Origin of the sequence: Mycobacterium sp. E2989, assembly GCF_001667595.1 — a bacterium.
In the GTDB taxonomy this organism is placed as follows: Bacteria; Actinomycetota; Actinomycetes; order Mycobacteriales; family Mycobacteriaceae; genus Mycobacterium.
The window spans coordinates 39,180-57,195 of sequence record NZ_LZJX01000086.1; the positions used below are offsets into that span (position 1 = coordinate 39,180).

General features: G+C 69.4%; 21 protein-coding genes. 13 read left to right on the forward strand and 8 right to left on the reverse strand.

What is annotated here, in order from left to right:
- The first annotated feature begins 264 nt into the window (after nucleotides 1–264).
- From A5680_RS15190 to A5680_RS15200, 3 genes are all read left to right on the forward strand, one after another.
- A complete protein-coding gene (locus A5680_RS15190) occupies nucleotides 265–528 on the forward strand; it encodes a hypothetical protein (protein ID WP_055403935.1) in 264 nt (87 codons plus the stop codon).
- A 133-nt stretch (nucleotides 529–661) separates the two neighbouring features.
- The gene (locus tag A5680_RS15195) at nucleotides 662–2,503 is read left to right on the forward strand and encodes a long-chain fatty acid--CoA ligase (RefSeq protein ID WP_067820620.1); all 1,842 of its coding nucleotides are present in this window, start codon (nucleotides 662–664) and stop codon (nucleotides 2,501–2,503) included.
- 147 nt (nucleotides 2,504–2,650) lie between these two features.
- The gene (locus tag A5680_RS15200; protein WP_055403933.1) at nucleotides 2,651–3,298 is read left to right on the forward strand and encodes a TetR/AcrR family transcriptional regulator; all 648 of its coding nucleotides are present in this window, start codon (nucleotides 2,651–2,653) and stop codon (nucleotides 3,296–3,298) included.
- Here A5680_RS15200 and A5680_RS15205 read toward each other — a convergent pair.
- From A5680_RS15205 to A5680_RS15225, 5 genes are read right to left on the reverse strand one after another with little or no spacing between them, the layout of a single operon-like run.
- Entirely contained in the window at nucleotides 3,289–4,515 is a 1,227-nt protein-coding gene (locus tag A5680_RS15205) for a lyase family protein (RefSeq protein ID WP_067820623.1), read from the reverse strand. The genes A5680_RS15200 and A5680_RS15205 overlap by 10 nt on opposite strands.
- The gene (pcaG, locus tag A5680_RS15210) at nucleotides 4,512–5,072 is read right to left on the reverse strand and encodes a protocatechuate 3,4-dioxygenase subunit alpha (RefSeq protein WP_067820626.1); all 561 of its coding nucleotides are present in this window, start codon (nucleotides 5,070–5,072) and stop codon (nucleotides 4,512–4,514) included. Before pcaG ends, A5680_RS15205 begins: the two co-directional genes overlap by 4 nt.
- Nucleotides 5,065–5,820, reverse strand: coding sequence for a protocatechuate 3,4-dioxygenase subunit beta (gene pcaH / locus A5680_RS15215; protein WP_067820629.1), 756 nt, complete (start codon nucleotides 5,818–5,820; stop codon nucleotides 5,065–5,067). Before pcaH ends, pcaG begins: the two co-directional genes overlap by 8 nt.
- A gap of 55 nt (nucleotides 5,821–5,875) precedes the next feature.
- Nucleotides 5,876–6,361 carry a hemerythrin domain-containing protein gene (locus tag A5680_RS15220; protein WP_067820633.1) on the reverse strand — a complete coding sequence of 162 codons (486 nt, stop codon included), beginning with the start codon at nucleotides 6,359–6,361 and terminating at the stop codon, nucleotides 5,876–5,878.
- On the reverse strand, nucleotides 6,358–7,284 hold the full coding sequence (locus tag A5680_RS15225) for a Rieske 2Fe-2S domain-containing protein (protein ID WP_055403929.1): 927 nt from the start codon (nucleotides 7,282–7,284) through the stop codon (nucleotides 6,358–6,360). The genes A5680_RS15220 and A5680_RS15225 overlap by 4 nt, the downstream gene beginning before the upstream one ends.
- Nucleotides 7,285–7,630: 346 nt before the next feature.
- Between A5680_RS15225 and A5680_RS15230 the strand changes: the two genes are divergently transcribed.
- The 6 genes from A5680_RS15230 to A5680_RS15255 all read left to right on the forward strand — a co-directional run bounded on the left by A5680_RS15230 (nucleotide 7,631) and on the right by A5680_RS15255 (nucleotide 12,101).
- Nucleotides 7,631–8,929 carry a Rieske 2Fe-2S domain-containing protein gene (locus A5680_RS15230; RefSeq protein WP_067820721.1) on the forward strand — a complete coding sequence of 433 codons (1,299 nt, stop codon included), beginning with the start codon at nucleotides 7,631–7,633 and terminating at the stop codon, nucleotides 8,927–8,929.
- Nucleotides 8,926–9,453, forward strand: a complete 528-nt coding sequence (locus A5680_RS15235) for a 3-phenylpropionate/cinnamic acid dioxygenase subunit beta (protein WP_055403928.1) — start codon at nucleotides 8,926–8,928, stop codon at nucleotides 9,451–9,453. The genes A5680_RS15230 and A5680_RS15235 overlap by 4 nt, the downstream gene beginning before the upstream one ends.
- The gene (locus A5680_RS15240) at nucleotides 9,450–9,692 is read left to right on the forward strand and encodes a dihydrodiol dehydrogenase (protein WP_067820639.1); all 243 of its coding nucleotides are present in this window, start codon (nucleotides 9,450–9,452) and stop codon (nucleotides 9,690–9,692) included. The genes A5680_RS15235 and A5680_RS15240 overlap by 4 nt, the downstream gene beginning before the upstream one ends.
- Nucleotides 9,676–10,470: a 3-(cis-5,6-dihydroxycyclohexa-1,3-dien-1-yl)propanoate dehydrogenase gene (gene hcaB, locus A5680_RS15245; protein ID WP_067820643.1), complete on the forward strand. Its 795-nt coding sequence runs from the start codon at nucleotides 9,676–9,678 to the stop codon at nucleotides 10,468–10,470. Before A5680_RS15240 ends, hcaB begins: the two co-directional genes overlap by 17 nt.
- Nucleotides 10,467–11,189 carry a class II aldolase/adducin family protein gene (locus A5680_RS15250; RefSeq protein ID WP_067820646.1) on the forward strand — a complete coding sequence of 241 codons (723 nt, stop codon included), beginning with the start codon at nucleotides 10,467–10,469 and terminating at the stop codon, nucleotides 11,187–11,189. Before hcaB ends, A5680_RS15250 begins: the two co-directional genes overlap by 4 nt.
- 180 nt (nucleotides 11,190–11,369) lie before the next feature.
- Nucleotides 11,370–12,101 carry a polysaccharide deacetylase family protein gene (locus tag A5680_RS15255; RefSeq protein ID WP_369817907.1) on the forward strand — a complete coding sequence of 244 codons (732 nt, stop codon included), beginning with the start codon at nucleotides 11,370–11,372 and terminating at the stop codon, nucleotides 12,099–12,101.
- On the opposite strand, the gene A5680_RS15260 is transcribed toward A5680_RS15255, so the two are convergent.
- The gene (locus tag A5680_RS15260) at nucleotides 12,089–12,895 is read right to left on the reverse strand and encodes an IclR family transcriptional regulator (protein WP_067820649.1); all 807 of its coding nucleotides are present in this window, start codon (nucleotides 12,893–12,895) and stop codon (nucleotides 12,089–12,091) included. The two genes, A5680_RS15255 and A5680_RS15260, sit on opposite strands and share 13 nt — an antisense overlap.
- A 30-nt stretch (nucleotides 12,896–12,925) precedes the next feature.
- Nucleotides 12,926–13,996, reverse strand: a complete 1,071-nt coding sequence (locus A5680_RS15265; protein ID WP_067820652.1) for a permease — start codon at nucleotides 13,994–13,996, stop codon at nucleotides 12,926–12,928.
- Nucleotides 13,997–14,099: 103 nt separating this feature from the next.
- On the opposite strand from A5680_RS15265, the gene A5680_RS15270 reads away from it, so the two are divergent.
- On the forward strand, nucleotides 14,100–14,909 hold the full coding sequence (locus A5680_RS15270; protein WP_067820727.1) for an SGNH/GDSL hydrolase family protein: 810 nt from the start codon (nucleotides 14,100–14,102) through the stop codon (nucleotides 14,907–14,909).
- Between the two features lie 36 nt (nucleotides 14,910–14,945).
- A complete protein-coding gene (locus A5680_RS15275) occupies nucleotides 14,946–15,611 on the forward strand; it encodes a DedA family protein (RefSeq protein WP_055403922.1) in 666 nt (221 codons plus the stop codon).
- A gap of 4 nt (nucleotides 15,612–15,615) precedes the next feature.
- Here the strand turns inward: A5680_RS15275 and A5680_RS15280 are convergent, their stop codons facing one another.
- Nucleotides 15,616–16,236 (reverse strand): TetR/AcrR family transcriptional regulator, encoded by a 621-nt coding sequence (locus A5680_RS15280; RefSeq protein ID WP_067820655.1) that lies wholly within the window; start codon nucleotides 16,234–16,236, stop codon nucleotides 15,616–15,618.
- A gap of 155 nt (nucleotides 16,237–16,391) precedes the next feature.
- Between A5680_RS15280 and A5680_RS15285 the strand changes: the two genes are divergently transcribed.
- Nucleotides 16,392–16,829, forward strand: a complete 438-nt coding sequence (locus A5680_RS15285; RefSeq protein ID WP_055403920.1) for an anti-sigma factor antagonist — start codon at nucleotides 16,392–16,394, stop codon at nucleotides 16,827–16,829.
- Nucleotides 16,830–16,867: 38 nt separating this feature from the next.
- A complete protein-coding gene (locus A5680_RS15290) occupies nucleotides 16,868–17,956 on the forward strand; it encodes a glutamate--cysteine ligase (RefSeq protein WP_067820658.1) in 1,089 nt (362 codons plus the stop codon).
- Nucleotides 17,957–18,016 lie beyond the last annotated feature (60 nt).

Consider the following 18,016-nt stretch of genomic DNA (forward strand, 5'->3'; position numbering starts at 1 on the left):
AAAGCGGTCATCTCGCCGATTTCGTAAATTGGGGAACCCGAAACGAGTAACGTGGCGATGCACCATCCCGATGTACGGTACGCGACCCGCACCGCCATCGCCGGAGAAGTAAGTAGGTGACCGCAGTGACAAAAGACCCTGTCGGACTGGGACTTCGGCAGGCCGCAAGCAAGACCAAAGCCTTTCGGTAGTCGTGCTCTTCGCCTCTACGCCCGGCCCCTCGGGACTGGTCGGATGGATCGTTAAGGCTAACGGGGAGGGAACATGAATACAGCGAAGTGGCGGCAGCATTGGCCGCAACGCAGGCCCACTGCCACGATCTACCAGCTGACCGATCGCCTCCACGATGGACACATCGCCCGGGTGCCCGCCCATCAAATTCCCGCGACCGTCTCCGCGTGGTTGGCGGAGCTCGGCGCGCACAGCCCGCTGGTCGACGACCTCGAGCGCGCGGTTCGCGGCGGTGATTGGTCCGCGGCGCACGCCCTCGGGGAGTGCCTGTCCATCGAGATAGCGCTGGCCGACTGACGCTCGCCGGGACGTTTGCCGATCCCCACGTGACTTTCGTCTCTACCGCGAGGTCACCGCGCTGCCCAGGATCGAACGGTATATCGGTGCGCCACGTCACCGGTATCCGTTCTCCCAGTAATGGATTCGCGTCATGAAAGCAACACTGGCCTCAATGGAGAGGCCCGACCTCCGCAAGATCGAGAACCGGGCCCCGTCAGTCGCACGGATGTTCGTCAACCGCGTCGCCGCCAGCCCCGATACGGAGGCCTTCCGCTATCCACAGGACCACACCTGGGCGAGCGTGACCTGGCAACAGGTCGGTGAACGCGTCACCAACCTCGCCGCGGGCCTGATCGCGCTGGGTATCGCGCCCGAGGACCGGGTCGCGCTCGCTTCCGCGACGCGCTACGAGTGGGTCCTCGTCGATTTCGCCATCATGTGCGCCGGGGCCGCGACCACGACCGTGTATCCGACGACCAACGCGCCCGATGTCGCCTACATCGTGGCCAATTCCGGCAGCCGGGTGGTGGTCGCCGAGAACCAGACCCAGCTCGACAAGCTGATCGCGCACCGGGCCGAACTGCCCGACGTGGGCAAGGTCGTCGTCATCGACGGCAACGGCGACGGCGACTGGGTGATCTCCCTCGCCGATCTGGATCTGCTGGGCAAGCAATTGCTCGCGGACGCGCCCGAGGCCGTCAACGAGCGAATCGCGGCCGTCGGCCCCGACGACCTGGCCAGCCTGATCTACACCTCCGGCACCACCGGCCGGCCCAAGGGCGTGCGGCTGACGCACGGGGCATGGACGTACACCGCCGCGGCCATCGACGCGTTGGGCATCCTTGGTCCCGACGACCTCAATTTCCTCTGGCTGCCGCTGTCGCACGCGTTCGGCAAGGTGATGCTGGCGTTGCCCCTGCAGATCGGCTTCCCCACCGCCATCGACGGGCGCGTCGAGCGGATCATCGACAATCTCGCGGCCGTGCGGCCGACCATCATGGGCGCGGCGCCGCGCATCTTCGAGAAGGCGCACGCCCGCATCCAGGACATGGCCGCCGAGCGCGGCAGGCTCAGGAAAATGATCTTCGATTGGGCGATAGGGGTCGGCAAGAGGGTCTCGGAGGCGCGACAGTCCGGGAAAAAGCCCTCGCTGGCATCGTCGCTGGCCTACCGGGTGGCCGACCGGCTGGTGTTCAGCACCATCCGCGAGCGGTTCGGCGGACGCCTGCGGTTCTTCGTCTCCGCCGCGGCCGCGCTGGACCGTGACGTCGCCCAGTGGTTCGACGCCGTGGGCATCATCGTGCTCGAGGGTTACGGGCTGACGGAGACCGCGGCCGCCTCATTCATCAACCGCCCCAGCGCCTATCGGTTCGGGACGGTCGGCTGGCCCTTCCCGGCCACCGACGTGAAGATCGCCGACGACGGCGAGATCCTGCTCAAAGGGCCGGGGCTGATGACGGCCTACCACGACCTTCCCGACGCCACCGCCGAGGCGCTCGACACCGACGGGTGGTTCCACACCGGCGACATCGGCGAGGTGGACCCCGACGGGTTCCTGCGCATCACCGACCGCAAGAAGGACATGTTCAAGACCTCGCAGGGCAAGTACGTGGCGCCGTCGGCGATCGACGCGCGCTTCAAAGGCTGCTGCCCGTACGTCAGCGAGATCGTCGTGTACGGGGAGGGCAAGCCGTATTGCGTCGCTCTGGTCAGCCTCGACGGCGAGGCGATCACCGAGTGGGCCGGTAAGAACGGCTTGGCGGGTAAGTCCTTCGCCGACATCGCGCGCGACGACAAGACCCGGCAGCTGATCGCCGGCTACATCGACGCCCTGAACACCGAACTGAACCGATGGGAACAGATCAAGAGGTTCACCATCGCCGACCGCGAATTCACCGTCGAGTCCGGCGATCTGACGCCCAGCATGAAACTGCGCCGCAAGGTCGTCATCGATAAATTCCACGACCGCCTCGACGCCCTCTACGGCGCATAAGCACGAAGGCCTCGGGCCACCGGGCGCACCGCGCGGCCAGCAAATGCGTCGGCACCCGCGAACAAAGCGCCGAACTTAATCGACATTATTGCTGCGCGTAATCAACCGTTTCGTTCGCGTATATCGGCGTGCCCAACAGTAACGGGCGTGTCCGACCTGCCGACACGAACCAAGTACCTGCACGCCTCGCGCGGCCGCCGGTCGTCACCGCACTCCGGTGACGACCGCGAACAAGCGATCCTGGCCACGGCCGAGCGGCTGCTGCAGGAACGGCCGTTGGCCGACTTTTCGGTGGACGACCTAGCAAAAGGCGCCGGAATTTCGCGTCCCACCTTCTACTTCTATTTCCGATCGAAGAACGCGGTGCTGCTGTCGCTGCTCGACCAGATGAACGGCAAGGCGCACGCGGCCCTCAGCACGCTCGGCGGCATCTCGACCGGCGACCCCGCGGACCTCTGGCGGGCCCGCATCGAGGCGTTCTTCGAGGTATCGGGCTCGCACCCGGCGGTCGCCGTGGCCGGCGCCGCGGCGAAGGCGACCAACCCCGAGGTGCGGCAGTTGTGGTCCACGCTGATGCAGCGGTGGATCTCGCTGACCACGACGGCAATCAAGGCCGAGCGCGGGCGGGGCGCGGCCCCCGACACCGTCCCGGCCGAGCAGCTGTCGGTCGCGCTCAACATGCTCAGCGAGCGGGTGATGGCCGCGACGTTCACCGGGGAGGACGAGGCGATGCCCGAGGACCGCGCCGTCGACACGCTGCTGCACATCTGGCTGGCCAGCATCTATCAGCGCTGACCGATCACCCGCCGCGCCCGGTCCAGGCTCTCGTCGATCAGCCGGTCCACCGCACCGAAGTAGGTCGGCGACGCGGGCTTCCCCGCCAGCTCGGCGATCGCTTCCTGCTCCCCCAAAACGTCTGCCGCTTCGAGGTTTTCGTACATGCGGTCGGCGTGCACCGTCAGCCCGGCCAGCAATTCACGGCATTGGGATCCGGCGACCATGGTGCGCCGGGCCAGGATCCGCAGGGTGTCCCACTCCGCGTGCCAGGCGCCGTCGGGCCGCTCGTCGTTGGCCAGCGCCGCGGCGGTGTGCAGGGTCGCCGCCAGCTGCGGGCCGGACAGCGCGGTCCGCCGGATGAGGATGGACAACACCGGGTTTCGTTTGTGCGGCATCGACGACGAACCCCCGCGCTTGCCGCCACCCGGCTCGCCGAGTTCCCCGATCTCCGGCCGGGTCAGGGTGATGACGTCCGCGGCGATCCGGCCCCACGAGTCGGTGCAGCCGACGAACGCGTCGGCCGCCGCGGTGACCGGTGTGCGCGTCGTGTGCCAAGGCATTCGGACCGCCAAACCCAGGGCCGTCGCCGCGCTGTGCGCCAGTCCGGCGGAAACCCCGGCGGGGTCGGCCCCGCCGGCGAGCAGCGCGGCCAGCTCGGTGGTGGCGGCCAATGTTCCGGCGGCACCGCCGATCTGGGCGGGCACGACCAACTCGGACAACCCCTCGAAGGCGTCCACGACGCCGTTCAACCAGCCGGCCGCCTTCGCGCCGAAGGTGGTCGGCGCGGCGTGCTGGCCAAGCGTGCGCGCCACCATGGGAGTGCTCCGGTGCAGGGCGGCGAGTTCGGTCAGCGTCGAGACCTGGCCCCTGAGCTGTGCGGCGAGCTCCCCCACGACCTCGCGCACGCCGAGCATCACAGCGGTGTCCAGGACGTCCTGGCTGGTGAGGCCCCGATGGATCCACGGTGCGACTTCCGGCGCGGCGCGTTGGCGCAGCAGCTCGACGAGGCCGACGACCGGGTTGCCGCCGTCCTCGGCGGCCACTGCCAGGGATTCACAATCGTTGGCGGTCAACAGCATTGGCAGGTCCGCCCCGCCGCACGCGGGTGGGGCCAATTTTTCTGCGACGAGGGCGTCCAGCCAGGCGGACTCCACCGCGACCATCGACTGCAGGAGCGCCCGGTCCGTCATGTGCTCTCCGGCACGGTGATCCCCGGGCCACAACAGGTTGGTCATCGCCCGCCGCTCCGGTATGCCAGGAATACGGTCTCCCGCGGGCCCTGCAGGCGGATGTCGAAACGGTATGCCCGGCAATCGCTTTCGTGTTCGCAGAGCAGGGTGGCGCGTCGTTCGGGGTCGAGGCCGCCCAGCAGGGCGTCGGCACCCGGGTTGCCGTCGGGCAGGTAGGCGCGGGTGAACAGCCGGTCCAGCAGACCCCGCGCGAATACGGTCAGGGCGAAGAACGGCGGCGCTCCGGCGCTCGAACCCGGCACCACGGTGGTGAATGCGTAACGACCGTCGGCATCGGTCGCGCACCGGCCCCACCCGGTGAACGACGAAGTGTCGCGGCGCAGCGATCCGGCCTGCCGCGGGATGCGGCCGGCGCCGTCGGCCTGCCACAGCTCGACCAGGGCGTCGCCGACGCCGGCGCCGGCGCCGTCGTAGACCGTGCCGTGCAGCCGTACCGCCTGCGGGTGTCCGTCGCCGACCAGCGCGCTGTCCCCCGGAAACGGCAGCCCGAGGTCCAGGAACGGGCCGACCGTTTGCCCTGGGGTGCAAGGGAATTCAGTCATCGTCGCCCTCGGTCGGGGTACGGGCGGCGCCGGCCAGCACGACGTCCCACCGGTAGCCGGTCGCGTACTCCGGCTCGGTGAGGTCGTGGTCGTAGCGCGCGATCAGCCGTCGCCGCGCGGCGGGGTCGAGGACCGACTGAAAGATGGGATCGAGGTCGAACATCGGGTCTCCCGGGAAGTACATCTGGGTGACCAGGCGCTGCGTGAAAGCGGTCCCGAACAGGGAGAAGTGGATGTGCGCCGGGCGCCACGCGTTGTGGTGATTGCGCCACGGGTACGGGCCCGGCTTGATGGTCAGGAAGCGGTAGGAGCCGTCCGGCCCGGTCAGGCACCTGCCGGCGCCGGCGAAGTTGGGGTCGAGCGGGGCCGGGTGCTGGTCGCGCTGGTGGCGGTAGCGGCCGCCGGCGTTGGCTTGCCAGATCTCGACCAGCTGGCCGGCCACCGGATTGCCGGATCCGTCGAGCACCCGGCCTGCCACGATCACGCGTTCGCCGAGGGGCTCGCCCGGGTGGCCCGCCGTCAGGTCGGCGTCGAGCGGGTCGACGTCCTGGTCGCCGAAGCAGGGCGCCCAGCGTTCGACCCCCTCGGGATCCACCGGCACCAGGGGTCGTTGGGGATGGCGCAGGACGGTGCCGCGGTAGGGCGGGTAGTCCAGCCGGGGCTGGGGCTCCGGCCCGCGGTATTCGGCTGCGATGGCGGCGATCTCGGCCGTGATGTCACCCTGAGACGCGACGCACTCGGGGTTCATGAGCCGTGACGCTACTCTCGATGGCCCGCCGAACCCCGCAGGGTGGGGCCCCGAGTTACAGCGAGCGCACCAGCGCGGCCCGACCCTTGGTGCGCATCTTGTACAGGGCCGACCCGCGGTATTGCTCCATTTTGGCGGCCATCTGGTTGCCGAGTTCCTCGAGCTCCGCGTCGGTGATCTTCACCTCGGGCGGAGCCGGGATCATGTCGCGTTCCTCCTCGTCGGCGTGGGCTTCGAGCACCGTCTTGAAGGAGTTCCACTCGTCCTCGTAACCGGGCGCGCTCTGCGGCGTCTTGAGCAGCACCGAAAGCTGGTCGATCACCTGGCGGTGCTCCGCGTGCGCGACGGCGATCAGCTTGGTGGCGTCTTTGAGCGCCGGGTAGTACAGGTCGTCCTCGATGCGGAAGTGGATGTCGAGTTCGATCAGCATGTCGTCGAAAAGGGCATGCCGCTCTTCGCTGTTCACCGGCGCCTCGCTCACCTTGCGGCCCAGGCCCTTGATCACGATGTGGTGTTCTTTCAACACGTCGTACGCGTTCACTTGGCTACCTCCTCGGCACGTACCTCGACCATTCCGTCGACCAACCTCGCCTGGTAACACGGCAGCGGCGCGGCCGCCGGGCCGCGCAGCACATCCCCCGACTCGGCGGCGAACCATGAACCGTGCCAAGGGCATACGAGCCGGCCGCGGTCCATCCAGCCGTCGGCCATCGGGGCGGCCAGGTGCGGGCACCACTCCCCGAACGCCGCGACCTCGCCCGGCTTGGTCCGGCACACCACCAGGCCCACCCCGTCGACCTCGACGCGCACCGGCTTCCCGTTCAGCGAGCTCGCGGGGAGCACCGGCGTCCATTCCGTGCTGCGCAGCCGCGCGCCCGACTGGTCGATGCCGATGCCGGACTCGAACACCAGCGCGCCGCCGAGGTAACTGCCCGCGACCGTGATGCCGTAACCCGTCGCCGTGAGGGCGATGCCGCGGCCGTGTCGGCCTCGGCGGCGATCCCACCAGGACTGCGCGTACAGCGCCGTGGCGACCAGGTTGACCAGGCCGTGCACCACCCCGACCCGGCGGTCCGATTCGTGGGTGTGCTGCCAATCGGTGACGCCGGTGACGGCGGACCCGATGCTGGCGAGGATGCCCACCCCGAGGGCGCGGGAGGCGAACTTCGACGCGTCGCGCACCTCGGTGGCGGGCCGGCCCGGCAGCAAGCTGAGCGCGTCCAGCGCGACGGTGGTGCCGAGCGCGCCGCTGGTCAGCGACGCCAGCGGCGGGTGGACCGGGTGGCCCAGCCACACGCCGTGCAGAGCGTTGGCGACGGCGTTGCGGGCGCCGCCCAGGCCGTTGAAGGCGAAGCTCAACACGTGCTCGAACCGATAGCTCGGCCGATCCAGCCACTCTTGCCGCCCGATGGCGGACACCACTCGCGATCCGAGTTTCTGCAGCCGACCATCCCGAGCAGCCATCCCACCAGCCCTTCCTCAGATGCGTCGCCAACACGCAGCAGCGCACGCAAAATCAAACCATTTACCGCTGATTTACCGCACACTCACATGAGCAGCGGAGCCGACGTGACCCACCGTAGCCCGGCGTTGCGGCCCAGTGATTGTCAGCAACCTGTGAGTTACCAGAAAGCATGCTGGTGAATGCCTGCCCGCCGGTCGAGCGCCGATTGACCGCGGCGGGTGCATGCGGGATTCTACTTAGCGGAATGCATCTCTGCTCAGCAGACAACTGGGAGTTACCGTGACGGTCGACAGCGGCGCCCGCGACGCCCTCGCCGACGGCGTTTTCAGCCACGTACGCCACGGCATGATCCCGGCCCACATCTACAACGACCCCGAAGTCTTCGCGCTGGAGAAGCGGCGGCTGTTCGGCCGGTCGTGGATCTTCGTGGGGCACGAGTCGGAGATTCCGCAGGACGGCGACTATGTGGTGCGCCGGGTGCTCGACGACTCCTTCATCATCACCCGCGACTCGACCGGCGAGGTGCGCGCATTTTTCAATATGTGCCTGCACCGCGGCATGCAGGTGTGCCGCGCGGAGATGGGAAACGCCTCCAACTTCCGCTGCCCCTATCACGGCTGGACCTACCGCAACGACGGCCGACTCACCGGCCTGCCGTTCCATCGGGAGGCCTACGGGGGCGAGGACGGGTTCGCCCGGAGCACCCAAACCCTGCTGCCCGCACCGAAATTCGCGAGCTACAACGGCCTGCTGTTCATCAGCCTGGATCCCCGCGCCGAACCGCTCGAAGACTTCCTCGGCGACTTCGCGTTCTACCTGGACTTCTACACCAAGCAGAGCACCACCGGCCTGGAAGTCCGCGGCCCGCAGCGCTGGCGGATCAACGCCAACTGGAAGATCGGCGCCGAGAATTTCGCCGGCGACATGTACCACACGCCGCACACCCACGCGTCGATCGTCGACATCGGCCTGTTCCGCGAGCCGAAAGCGCAGAAGCGCAAGGACGGCGCCACCTACTGGGCGCACCGCGGCGGCGGCACCACCTACAAGCTTCCGCCGGGCGGCTTCGACGAGCGGATGCGCTACGTCGGCTACCCCGACGACATGATCGCGAGGATCAAACAGGTGTGGACGCCGCAACAGCAGCGGATGGTCGGCGAGGACGGCTTCATGATCTCGGCCGCCACCTGCTTTCCGAACCTGAGTTTCGTGCACAACTGGCCCAAGGTCCGCGACGGCCACCACGATGAGACGTTGCCGTTCATCTCGATTCGGCTGTGGCAGCCGATCAGCGAAAACGAAACCGAGGTGTGCTCGTGGTTCGCGGTGGACTCGGCCGCTCCCCCGCAGTACAAGCGGGATTCGTACAAGGCGTATCTGATGTGCTTCGGTTCGACCGGCATGTTCGAGCAGGACGACGTGGAGAACTGGGTGTCGCTGACCACCACCGCCGGCGGTGCGATGGCCCGCCGGCTGCTGCTGAACAGCCGAATGGGCCTGTTGTCCGACGGCAGTCCGGTCGTCGAACCGCTGACGGCCGAGTTGTTCCACGGGCCGGGACGCGCGCAGGTCGGCTACAACGAGCACAACCAGCGCGCGCTGCTGAACCTGTGGGCCGATTACCTTCAGGGGGCCGGCGCGTGAGGAAGGCGTTGCCATTCAACGATGTTCGGCACCTCCAGGCGCATCAATTCCTGGTGGACGAGGCCTACCTGCTGGACGCCCAGCAGTACGAGGCCTGGCTCGAGACGATGACCGACGATGTCCGCTACGTGATGCCGGTGCGGGTCACGACCGCGCGCGGCGCGGGATTCGACACCTCACCGCAGATGGCCCACTTCGACGAGGACAAGTATTCGCTGAGCCAGCGGGTCGCGCGGATGGGCACCGAGCACGCCTGGGCCGAGGACCCGCCGTCACGGCTGCGGCACTTCATCGCCAACGTGCGCACCTTCGAAAGCGACGACCCAGCACAGTTGTTCGTCGAATCGGCCGAACTGCTGTTCCGCAGCCGGGGCGACGTGAACGAAAGCGCGCTGCTGTCGTGCGGCCGCGAGGACGTGCTGCGCTGGTGCGACGGCCCCGAAAAGACGCTGAAGCTGGCCCGTCGCAATATCATCGCCGACGAGTCGGTGCTGCGGATGCAAAACTTGGCGGTGTTCCTGTGAATGAATCCATCGTGGTGGCAAACGAATTCGCCGAAGTCGAGGTGCGGCGGGTGGACACCCGCAACGGGTCTCGCCTGCTGATCAGCGCACCCAAAACCGGGCGGTCGATCAGCCTCGACGCGCTGGAACTGGAGGCGCTGACATGGCAGAACGCCCGCACACTGACGACCATGGTCGGCAGGTGCGGGGCGCCGCTGCTGCCCGACGACTCCGAGGAGGGCGATGACCGGCTGGCTTGAGGGTAAGCGCGCACTGGTCGTCGGCGGTGGTTCGGGGATCGGCCGGGCGGTGGTGGACGCTTTCGGCGCCGAGGGCGCGAAAGTCGCCGTGCTGGAACGGGATAACGACAAATGCGAGGCCCTGCGCCGGCAGCTGCCCGGCGTCCCCGTCATCCAGGGCGACGCGATCACCCGCGACGCCAACGAACGCGCGGTCGACGCCGCGGTGGACGCCTTCGGCGGGGTGGACACGCTGGTCAACTGCGTCGGAATCTTCGATTTCTACAAGGGCATCGGCGACATCGAAGCCGACGCGCTTCCCGGCGCGTTCGACGAGATGTTTCGCACCAACGTGCTGAGCCACCTGCAGTCCGTCAAGGCCGCACTCCCCCGGCTGCGGGCGGGAACGGGGCCCTCGATCGTGCTGACGGAGTCCGCGTCGTCGTTCTATCCCGGACGCGGCGGCGCGCTGTACGTGTCGTCGAAGTTCGCCGTCCGCGGCCTGGTGGCGGCCCTGGCGCACGAGCTGGCGCCGCGGATCCGCGTCAACGGCGTGGCGCCGGGCGGCACGCTGGGCACCGACCTGCGCGGCCTGGCCAGCCTGGGGCTCGACGGCGTCCGCCTGGACGACAAGCCCGGCCGGGCGCAGGAGGTGGCCGCGCGCACGCCGCTGCACGTCGCCCTGTCCGGGCAGGACCACGCGTGGAGTTTCGTGTTCCTGGCCTCCGACCGTGCCCGCGGGATCACCGGCGAAAGCGTCCGTCCCGACGGCGGATTCGGGCTGGGCACCCCGCAATGACCTCGCTCGACGAGCAACGCGCGCTGGTGGCGCAGGCCTGCCGGGTCGCGGCCGCCCGCGGCCTGGTCGACGGCATCCTGGGCCACCTGAGCCTGCGGGTGGACGACGGGCACCTGCTGATCCGTTGCCGCAGCGACACCGACGCCGGGGTGGCGTTCACCCGGCCCGCCGACATCCGGCTCGTCACCTTCGACGGCGGCGCCGGCGCGGAAGGTGAACTCGACGGGTACCGCGTGCCCAACGAACTGCCCATCCACGTCGAGACCCTGCGGGCCGATCCGCGGCACCGGGCCGTCGCGCACCTGCACCCGCCGGCCGTGGTCGCCGCCGACCTGGCCGGCATCGCGATCCGGCCGATCTACGGCGCCTTCGACATTCCCGGTGCGTGGCTCGCGCGCGGCGGCGTGCCCGTCTACGAGCGCGCCGTGCTGATCCGCACGGCGGAGCTCGGCCGCGAGATGGTGGCCGCCATGCGCGGCCGGCCGGTGGTGATCTGCCGCGGGCACGGGATCACCAGCGCGGCCGCCACCGTGCAGCAGACGGTGCTGCAGGCGATCAGCCTCGACGCGCTGGCCCGAATGTCGTTGCGGGTGCGGGCCGCCGGCGGGACCCTGCGCGACATCGACGACGCCGACTGGGACGACCTGCCCGACCTGGGGCCGGCGTTCACCGCGGAGGCCGCCTGGCGTCACGAAGTGGCGCGGTTGCCGGCCGGCTGAGCGGGCGTCACAGCTTCATATCAACTCCGCGAACACCCCGCTGATGTGCCGGGTTTCGCGACGGCGACGCCCCTACCCTGGCAGCTGCCCGAATGTCGTTTTGCCAGGAGTGCTCGCGTGACCGAACTGGACCGGCGCCGGCTCCTGGTCGCGGTGGCCGCGACGCTGGCCGTCAGCGGAATCCCGTTGCGGCCCAACGGGGCGACGGCGCTCGCGGACGCGCCCCGGCCGCTGGCACCGCCGCCGGACCCGCGCTCACGTGTCGCGCTGCCCGGTGGCGGTGTGCTGAACAAACTTCCGGGCAATGGCGATCTCTTGGCGTGGACGGTCGACGACGGCGCCAACACCGAAGTGGTGCGGCTCTACACACAATTCGCCAAGGACACCGGTGTGCGCCTGACCTACTTCGTCACCGGCTGCTACCGCTCCTGGACGGACAACGCCGGCCTGCTTCGACCGCTGGTCGACTCCGGGCAGATCCAGCTGGGCAACCACACCTGGACCCATGCCGACCTGACCAGACTGTCCAAGGGCCAGATCGCCGAGGAGCTGACGCGCACGGATGCGTTCCTGCGCAACACGTACGGCGTCGACGCGGTCCCCTACTTTCGGCCCCCGTACGGCCATCACAATGCCGCGGTCGCCGCGGTGGCGGCCGACCTGGGCTACCAGATGACCACGTTGTGGTCCGGCGACTTACGGGACTCCGCACCGGTTTCCGAGGACCAGATCGTCAGGATGGCCTGCCAGTCGTTCGTGGCACAGAACATCGTGATCGGCCATCTCAACCACCCGTCGGTCACCCGCGTCTACGGCCAGCTCGTGGACATCATCCGGTCACGCGGGCTGCGCACCGTGACGCTCAACGACGTCTTCCTGCGGCCCGCGTTCCGGACGCCTCACCCGAGCTGATCGCCAATCTCCTTGGCCGCCTTGACAAGTGCGGCGGCCACGGCGGCATGCCGGGAAGCGTCCAGCCGGTTTTGCGGTGCGGCGGCGTTGAGCGCGAGCCGCAGGCCGGGGGCCCGCGTCGGGATGGGCACCGCGATCGATGCGACGCCCTCCTCGCTTTCCTCGCGGTTGATCGCGTACCCGCGTTCGCGGGTCGCGGCAAGCTCGGCCTCCAGCTCGGCGCGGCTGCCGATCGAGGATGCCGTGATGCGTTCCAACCGCTCGTGCGGCAGCAGCTGACGCAGCTCGGGCTCGGTCAGCTGAGCCAGCATGACCTTGCCGGTCGAGGTGCAGTGCGCGGGCATGCTGCGACCCAGCCGGGAGGCCACCCGGACCGCGGCGGGGCCTTCCACCGCGGCGACGAAGCGGACGCTGGCGCCGTCCAGCATCCCGACGTGAATCGTTTCGCGCAGTTGCTCGGCGAGGCCGCGCATGATCGGCGTGGCCGACCGCTGGATGTCGATGCGGCCGAAGATCGCGACGGCCACACCGGTCAGCGACGGGCCGGGCAGGTAGGCCTTCGACACCGGGTCCTGGCGGACGAACCCCCGGTAGGCCAGCATCGCCAGCAACCGGTGCGCGGTGGACGACGCCACGCCCAGGTAGCGGGTGGCCTCGCTCAACCGGATCTGGGGTTGTTCGCCCAACAACAGCAGCAGCTTGAGCGCGTTGTCGACCGACTCGATCGGATACTGCGGCGCAAGCGAATCGGCGGCCGGCGCTTCGGCGTCCGCCGCGGCCCGCTTTTTCGCCATGACAGTGAAGCTACCCGCGCGGGTGGTGGCTCACAGCAAACTGAGCACGGCCGCGCCGGCCAGTCCCGCCGCGATCACCCCGCCGGTCGCGGTCGCGACGGCCTTCCAGCCGAACGTGCGGGCGACCATCGCGGCGCCCGGAACGCTCACCGCCGGCAACGTGATCAGCAGCGCGCCGATCGTCCCGGACGACGCGCCCAGCAGGGACAGCCCCAGCAGGATCGGGATCTCCCCGGCCGTCGGGATGACCATCAGCGTGCCGGCGATCGCGACGACCGCCACGATCAGCAGGCCCGCCAGCACGCCCCGGTGCGCGGGTTGCCCCAGCGTCAGCAGGACACCGCGGAACGCCCCGAGCAGGAGCACCAGGACCGCGTACTCGGGCAGCAGGAACACGCCCAACCACAGCAGCGCCCGCACGAACCCGCGCGGCCGTGCGGTGGCCTCGCCGTCGCGGGCAAGCGGCTCCGGCTCGCCCCCGGGGGCACGGGAGATCACGCCCACCACGGCCGCGATGCCGAGCACCGCCGCGAGCCCGACGATCACCCTGGTCAGGCTCCACTGCCAGGGGGCGACGAAGAGCAGGAAGACGAGCACCGCCGGGTTGAGCAATGGATTCCCCAACCAATACGCGATGGCCGCCGCGGGGGTGATGCCGTTGCGCCGCAAGGTGACGGCGACCGGGGCGGCGCAGCAGGTGCACATCATCGAGGGCATGCCGGCGGCCCCACCGGCCACCGCGCTGAAGAGCGGCCGGCGGCGGTTCAACGCGCGCGGCAGCCACGACGGCGGGAGCAGCGCCTGCACCGAGGCGCTGATCAGGAGCGCCGCGACCAGTGCCGGCCAGATCGACCACAGGTAGGCGTGGAAGAAGGTCGCCGCCGCGTGCCAGGACGGGCCGTCGCCCGCGCGCACGCCGCCGACGGTCAGAATGCTCGACGCGGACCAGTGGTGGGTTCGATGCGCCGCGGTGGCCTTCGCCGCGTAGGGCAGCCACTTCGCCCACAGCAGCCCCACCACGAACACCGTGACGGCGACGAAAACACCGGCCGCCACCGTTCCCCGGCGCCCGAACCGAATTGCATTGCCCTTCAACGGCATAGCCACGTTCATCGAGGCTAGTCCACGCGCCGTAGGGCCGGGCAGGCGCGTGGCGGGGCACGCCTCCCGCCCCGGCATCGCGATCGCTATTATTCTCGGCTTCGTGCGCGGGGCTTTTCCCTCCGGATATCGCCGTTACGTCGCCATCGGGGACAGCCAGACCGAGGGCTTGTGGGACGGCGACGACGTCGTCGGCCTCCTCGGATTCGCCGACCGGCTCGCCGCCATGATCGATTCGCTGCATCCGGGCCTGCACTACGCCAACCTCGCGATCCGCGGCAAACGCATCGCCGACGTCCTGCACGAGCAGGTGCCGCGGGCGCTGGCGATGGAACCCGACCTGATCACCGTGTGCGTCGGCATGAACGACGTCATCCAGCCGGGCCGGTCGTTCGGGCCCGCCCTGGTCGACCTCGAGCACGTCTACGCGGCGCTGGCCGGATCGGGCGCGACGGTGGTGACGACCACCTTCCCGAACGTCGCGCAGTTCCTGCCGCTCGGGCGGCTGGTGTCCGGGCGGCTGGCCCGCATCAACGCGGCGATCGCCGCGGCCGCCGAGCGCTACGGGTTCGGCCTCGTCGATCTGTACAACGCGCCGTCGATGCGCGAGCTGGACACCTGGGCCATCGACCGCGTGCACGCGTCGGCCAAAGGGCACATGCTGTTCGCCGCCGCGGCCGCCGAGGCGCTGAATCTGCCTGGCAGCAACCATGATTGGGCCCATGCGACGCCCGACGCCCAGCGGCGCTCGCGCACCAGCGGCGCGTACGAGCAGCTGCGTTGGACGCAGGACAGCTTCTTCCCGTGGATCTGGCGCCGGCTGCGCGGCATGTCGTCGGCCGACGGGCGCGAACCCAAACGCCCACAGTTGGAGAGCCTCGGCACGCCCAGCCGCGTCAACCGCAGGGTTTAGGGCGCGCACCGCCCGACGGTCAGGCATCCTGGACCCATGAATGTCGAGGCTTTGCTGCACGCGATCCCGCCGCTCGCGGTCTACCTGGTGGTCGGCGGCGTGGTCGGGCTGGAGAGCCTGGGCATTCCCCTCCCCGGCGAGATCATCCTGGTCAGCGCGGCGCTGATGTCCTCACACGACGACCTGCCGGTCAACCCCGTCGGCGTCGGCGCCGCCGCGGTGATCGGCGCGGTGGTCGGCGACTCGATCGGCTACACGATCGGGCGCCGGTTCGGCATGCCGCTGTTCGACCGGCTCGGCCGCCGGTTCCCCAAACATTTCGGTCCCGGACACGTCGCGTTGGCCGAGAAGTTGTTCAACCGCTGGGGAGTTCGCGCGGTGTTCTTCGGCCGCTTCATCGCGCTGCTGCGCATCTTCGCCGGCCCGCTGGCCGGAGCCCTGAAGATGCACTACCCCCGGTTCCTGGCCGCCAACGTCTCCGGCGCCATCTGCTGGGCCGGCGGCACCACCGCGCTGGTCTATTTCGCCGGGATGGCCGCCGAGCGCTGGCTGGAGCGGTTTTCCTGGATCGCGCTCGTCATCGCCGTCGTCTGCGGCCTGATCGCCGCGGTGTTGCTGCGGGAGCGCACCTCCCGCGCGATCGCCGAACTCGAGGCCGAGCACTACCGCAAGGCCGAGAGCACCGCGGCCGACGCCGCCTGACCCCTTAGCTGGCCGCCTCGCCGATGTCCTCCGGGGCGACCGGCCGGTGTTCCTCGATGAGACCGGCCGCCATCTTGCGGGCGCGCAACGCCGCATCAGCGTCGCCGACCGCGGCCAGGATGATGGCGCCCTTCATCAGGATGTGCCAGGACGAGGCGAAGTCCTCGACGTCGGTCAATCCCGCCGCGACGGCCCGGTGACGCACGATGTCGCGGACGTGATCGATGTGGACGATGCAGGCCTGCCCCGCCGGCGAATCGTGCCCGAGCTCGAGCAGCACGTTGATGAACGAGCAGCCCTCGTAGCCGTCGCGGAGCTGAATCCACTCGTGCATCACGTCGAAGATGGCCAGCAACTGCTCCTCGGGCGTCTCCCCCCGCTGCCGCGACTGTTCCTCGATCAGGCCGTGCGTCCACAGCTCCTCGCGCCGCTGCAACACGGCCAGCACCAGGTCGTTCTTGGTGGCGAAATGCCGATACAGCGTGGCCCGGGCGACACCGGCCCGCTCGATCACCTCTTCCGTGCCGACGGCGCGGATCCCACGCCTGCTGAACAGGTCATATGCCGCGGCCAAGATACGTTCACGAGCGGAGGCGGGGGGCGTTCCGACATCGGGAGTTGTCATAACAACCCACAACATACTCTTAAGTCAGTTATGTAGACAGACAGACCTGTCTTGTTATAGAAAAGAGATTCGCACTCCGCGAAGAGTCTGTCTTCAGAGGGCAGGACGGGCATCCATTCGCAGCGTCGTAGACGCCGGTCGATTAGGAGTCCACGATGAGCTCGGCCATTGCAGAACTTATGACAACCACGCACTTGATGCTGAGCACGAAGCTGGTCTACGAGCTGGGCGATCCGAACAGCACGCTGCGCGCGACGGCCGATCGCACCGGCCCGGCCGTGCTGATCTACGCGGGCGGCGAGGTCGACGCCTGCAACGAGCACACCTGGCGCCAACTGGTCAGCGAGGTCGCGGGCATCGTCATCGCGCCCGGTCCCCTGGTCGTCGACGTGACGGGCCTGGATTTCATGGGTTGCTGCGCGTTCGCCGTGCTGGCCGACGAGGCGCGCCGGTGCAAGGACCGTGGCGTCGAACTGCGCCTGGTGAGCCGCGAGCCGGTCGTCACCCGCCTCGTCGACGCGTGCGGCCTGTCGGGCCTGCTGCCCATCTACCCGACCGCCGACTCCGCGCTGGCGTCCGCGGCCCGTTGGTGACGGGTCAGCACCGTCACTGATCGGGCCTCCCCGTCGGGATGAGCGGCCCCCCCACCTTCGGCGCGGAGGAGGAATTCCTCCTCGTCGACCCGCGAACCGGCGAACCAGCGCCGCGCAATGACGACGTGGCCGCCGAGGCCAAGCGCCTTGGAGTCGAGCTGCAGCTGGAACTGAGCAGCTGCCAGGTGGAAACCACCTCCAGCGTGGTGGCGGCCAGCTCGGAACTCGGCAAGGAACTGGCCCGGCTGCGGCGCACCGCGGCGCAGGCCGCCGAGGCGGTCGGCCTGCAGCTGCTGGCGGCCGGCCTCCCGCCCGCCACACCGCACGAGTTTCCCGTCACCGACACGCCCCGCTACCGGCGCATTGGCGCCGAGTACGGGATGGTCGCGCACGAGCAGGGCATCTGCGGATGCCATGTGCACGTGCAGGTTCCGGACCGGGCGGCCGCCATCCGGGTCAGCAATTGGTTGCGCCCCTGGCTGCCGTCTTTGCTTGCGCTGTCGGCGAATTCGGCGGTGTACCGCAGCGCCGACAGCGGCTACGCCAGCTGGCGCAGCGTCCTGTGGCGACGCTGGCCGGTGGCCGGCCCGCCGCCCTTCTTTCCCTCACCCGACGATTACGACCGCACGGTGCGGATGCTGATCGACAGCGACGTGATCCTGGACGAGAAGATGGTCTATTGGGACGTGCGGCCGTCGGAGAACTTCCCGACCATCGAGGTGCGGGTGGCCGACGTGCCGGCCACCGTCGCGGAGACGGTGCTGCTCGCCACGCTGGTCAGGGCGGCGGTGATGACCGCGCTCGACGCGCCCGAGGACGAGCCCGGGCGGCTCGCGCCGGCGGCCCTGCGCGCGGCGTACTGGAAGGCCGCCCACGACGGGCTCGCCGGACGCACGCTCGACCTGATCCACGGCCGCGGAGCGGTGCCCGCGACCGACCAGTTGGACGCGCTGGTGCAACGCGTGCGCCCGGCGTTGGAGTCGCTCGGCGAATACGACCGCGTCGCAAGCGAACTCGACCGCGTCGCCACCCAGGGCAACGGGGCCATGCGCCAGCTGCGGGCCTGGCGCCGGCGGGGTGAGGTGGCCGACGTCGTCAGCGAGGCGGCCGCCGCCACGCTGAGCTGAGTCCGTTGCCGCGCTTGCGGTCACTTGCGCGTGCGCCCAGGGCGGCGACACGCCGAGCGG

Coding starts and splice junctions, on each gene's coding strand:
- A5680_RS15190 (WP_055403935.1), top strand. CDS start 265: ATGAATACAGCGAAGTGGCGGCAGCATTGGCCGCAACGCAGGCCCACT.
- A5680_RS15195 (WP_067820620.1), top strand. CDS start 662: ATGAAAGCAACACTGGCCTCAATGGAGAGGCCCGACCTCCGCAAGATC.
- A5680_RS15205 (WP_067820623.1), bottom strand. CDS start 4,515: ATGACCAACCTGTTGTGGCCCGGGGATCACCGTGCCGGAGAGCACATG.
- pcaG (WP_067820626.1), bottom strand. CDS start 5,072: ATGACTGAATTCCCTTGCACCCCAGGGCAAACGGTCGGCCCGTTCCTG.
- pcaH (WP_067820629.1), bottom strand. CDS start 5,820: ATGAACCCCGAGTGCGTCGCGTCTCAGGGTGACATCACGGCCGAGATC.
- A5680_RS15225 (WP_055403929.1), bottom strand. CDS start 7,284: ATGGCTGCTCGGGATGGTCGGCTGCAGAAACTCGGATCGCGAGTGGTG.
- A5680_RS15230 (WP_067820721.1), top strand. CDS start 7,631: ATGATCCCGGCCCACATCTACAACGACCCCGAAGTCTTCGCGCTGGAG.
- hcaB (WP_067820643.1), top strand. CDS start 9,676: ATGACCGGCTGGCTTGAGGGTAAGCGCGCACTGGTCGTCGGCGGTGGT.
- A5680_RS15250 (WP_067820646.1), top strand. CDS start 10,467: ATGACCTCGCTCGACGAGCAACGCGCGCTGGTGGCGCAGGCCTGCCGG.
- A5680_RS15260 (WP_067820649.1), bottom strand. CDS start 12,895: ATGGCGAAAAAGCGGGCCGCGGCGGACGCCGAAGCGCCGGCCGCCGAT.
- A5680_RS15265 (WP_067820652.1), bottom strand. CDS start 13,996: ATGCCGTTGAAGGGCAATGCAATTCGGTTCGGGCGCCGGGGAACGGTG.
- A5680_RS15275 (WP_055403922.1), top strand. CDS start 14,946: ATGAATGTCGAGGCTTTGCTGCACGCGATCCCGCCGCTCGCGGTCTAC.
- A5680_RS15280 (WP_067820655.1), bottom strand. CDS start 16,236: ATGACAACTCCCGATGTCGGAACGCCCCCCGCCTCCGCTCGTGAACGT.
- A5680_RS15285 (WP_055403920.1), top strand. CDS start 16,392: ATGAGCTCGGCCATTGCAGAACTTATGACAACCACGCACTTGATGCTG.
- A5680_RS15290 (WP_067820658.1), top strand. CDS start 16,868: ATGAGCGGCCCCCCCACCTTCGGCGCGGAGGAGGAATTCCTCCTCGTC.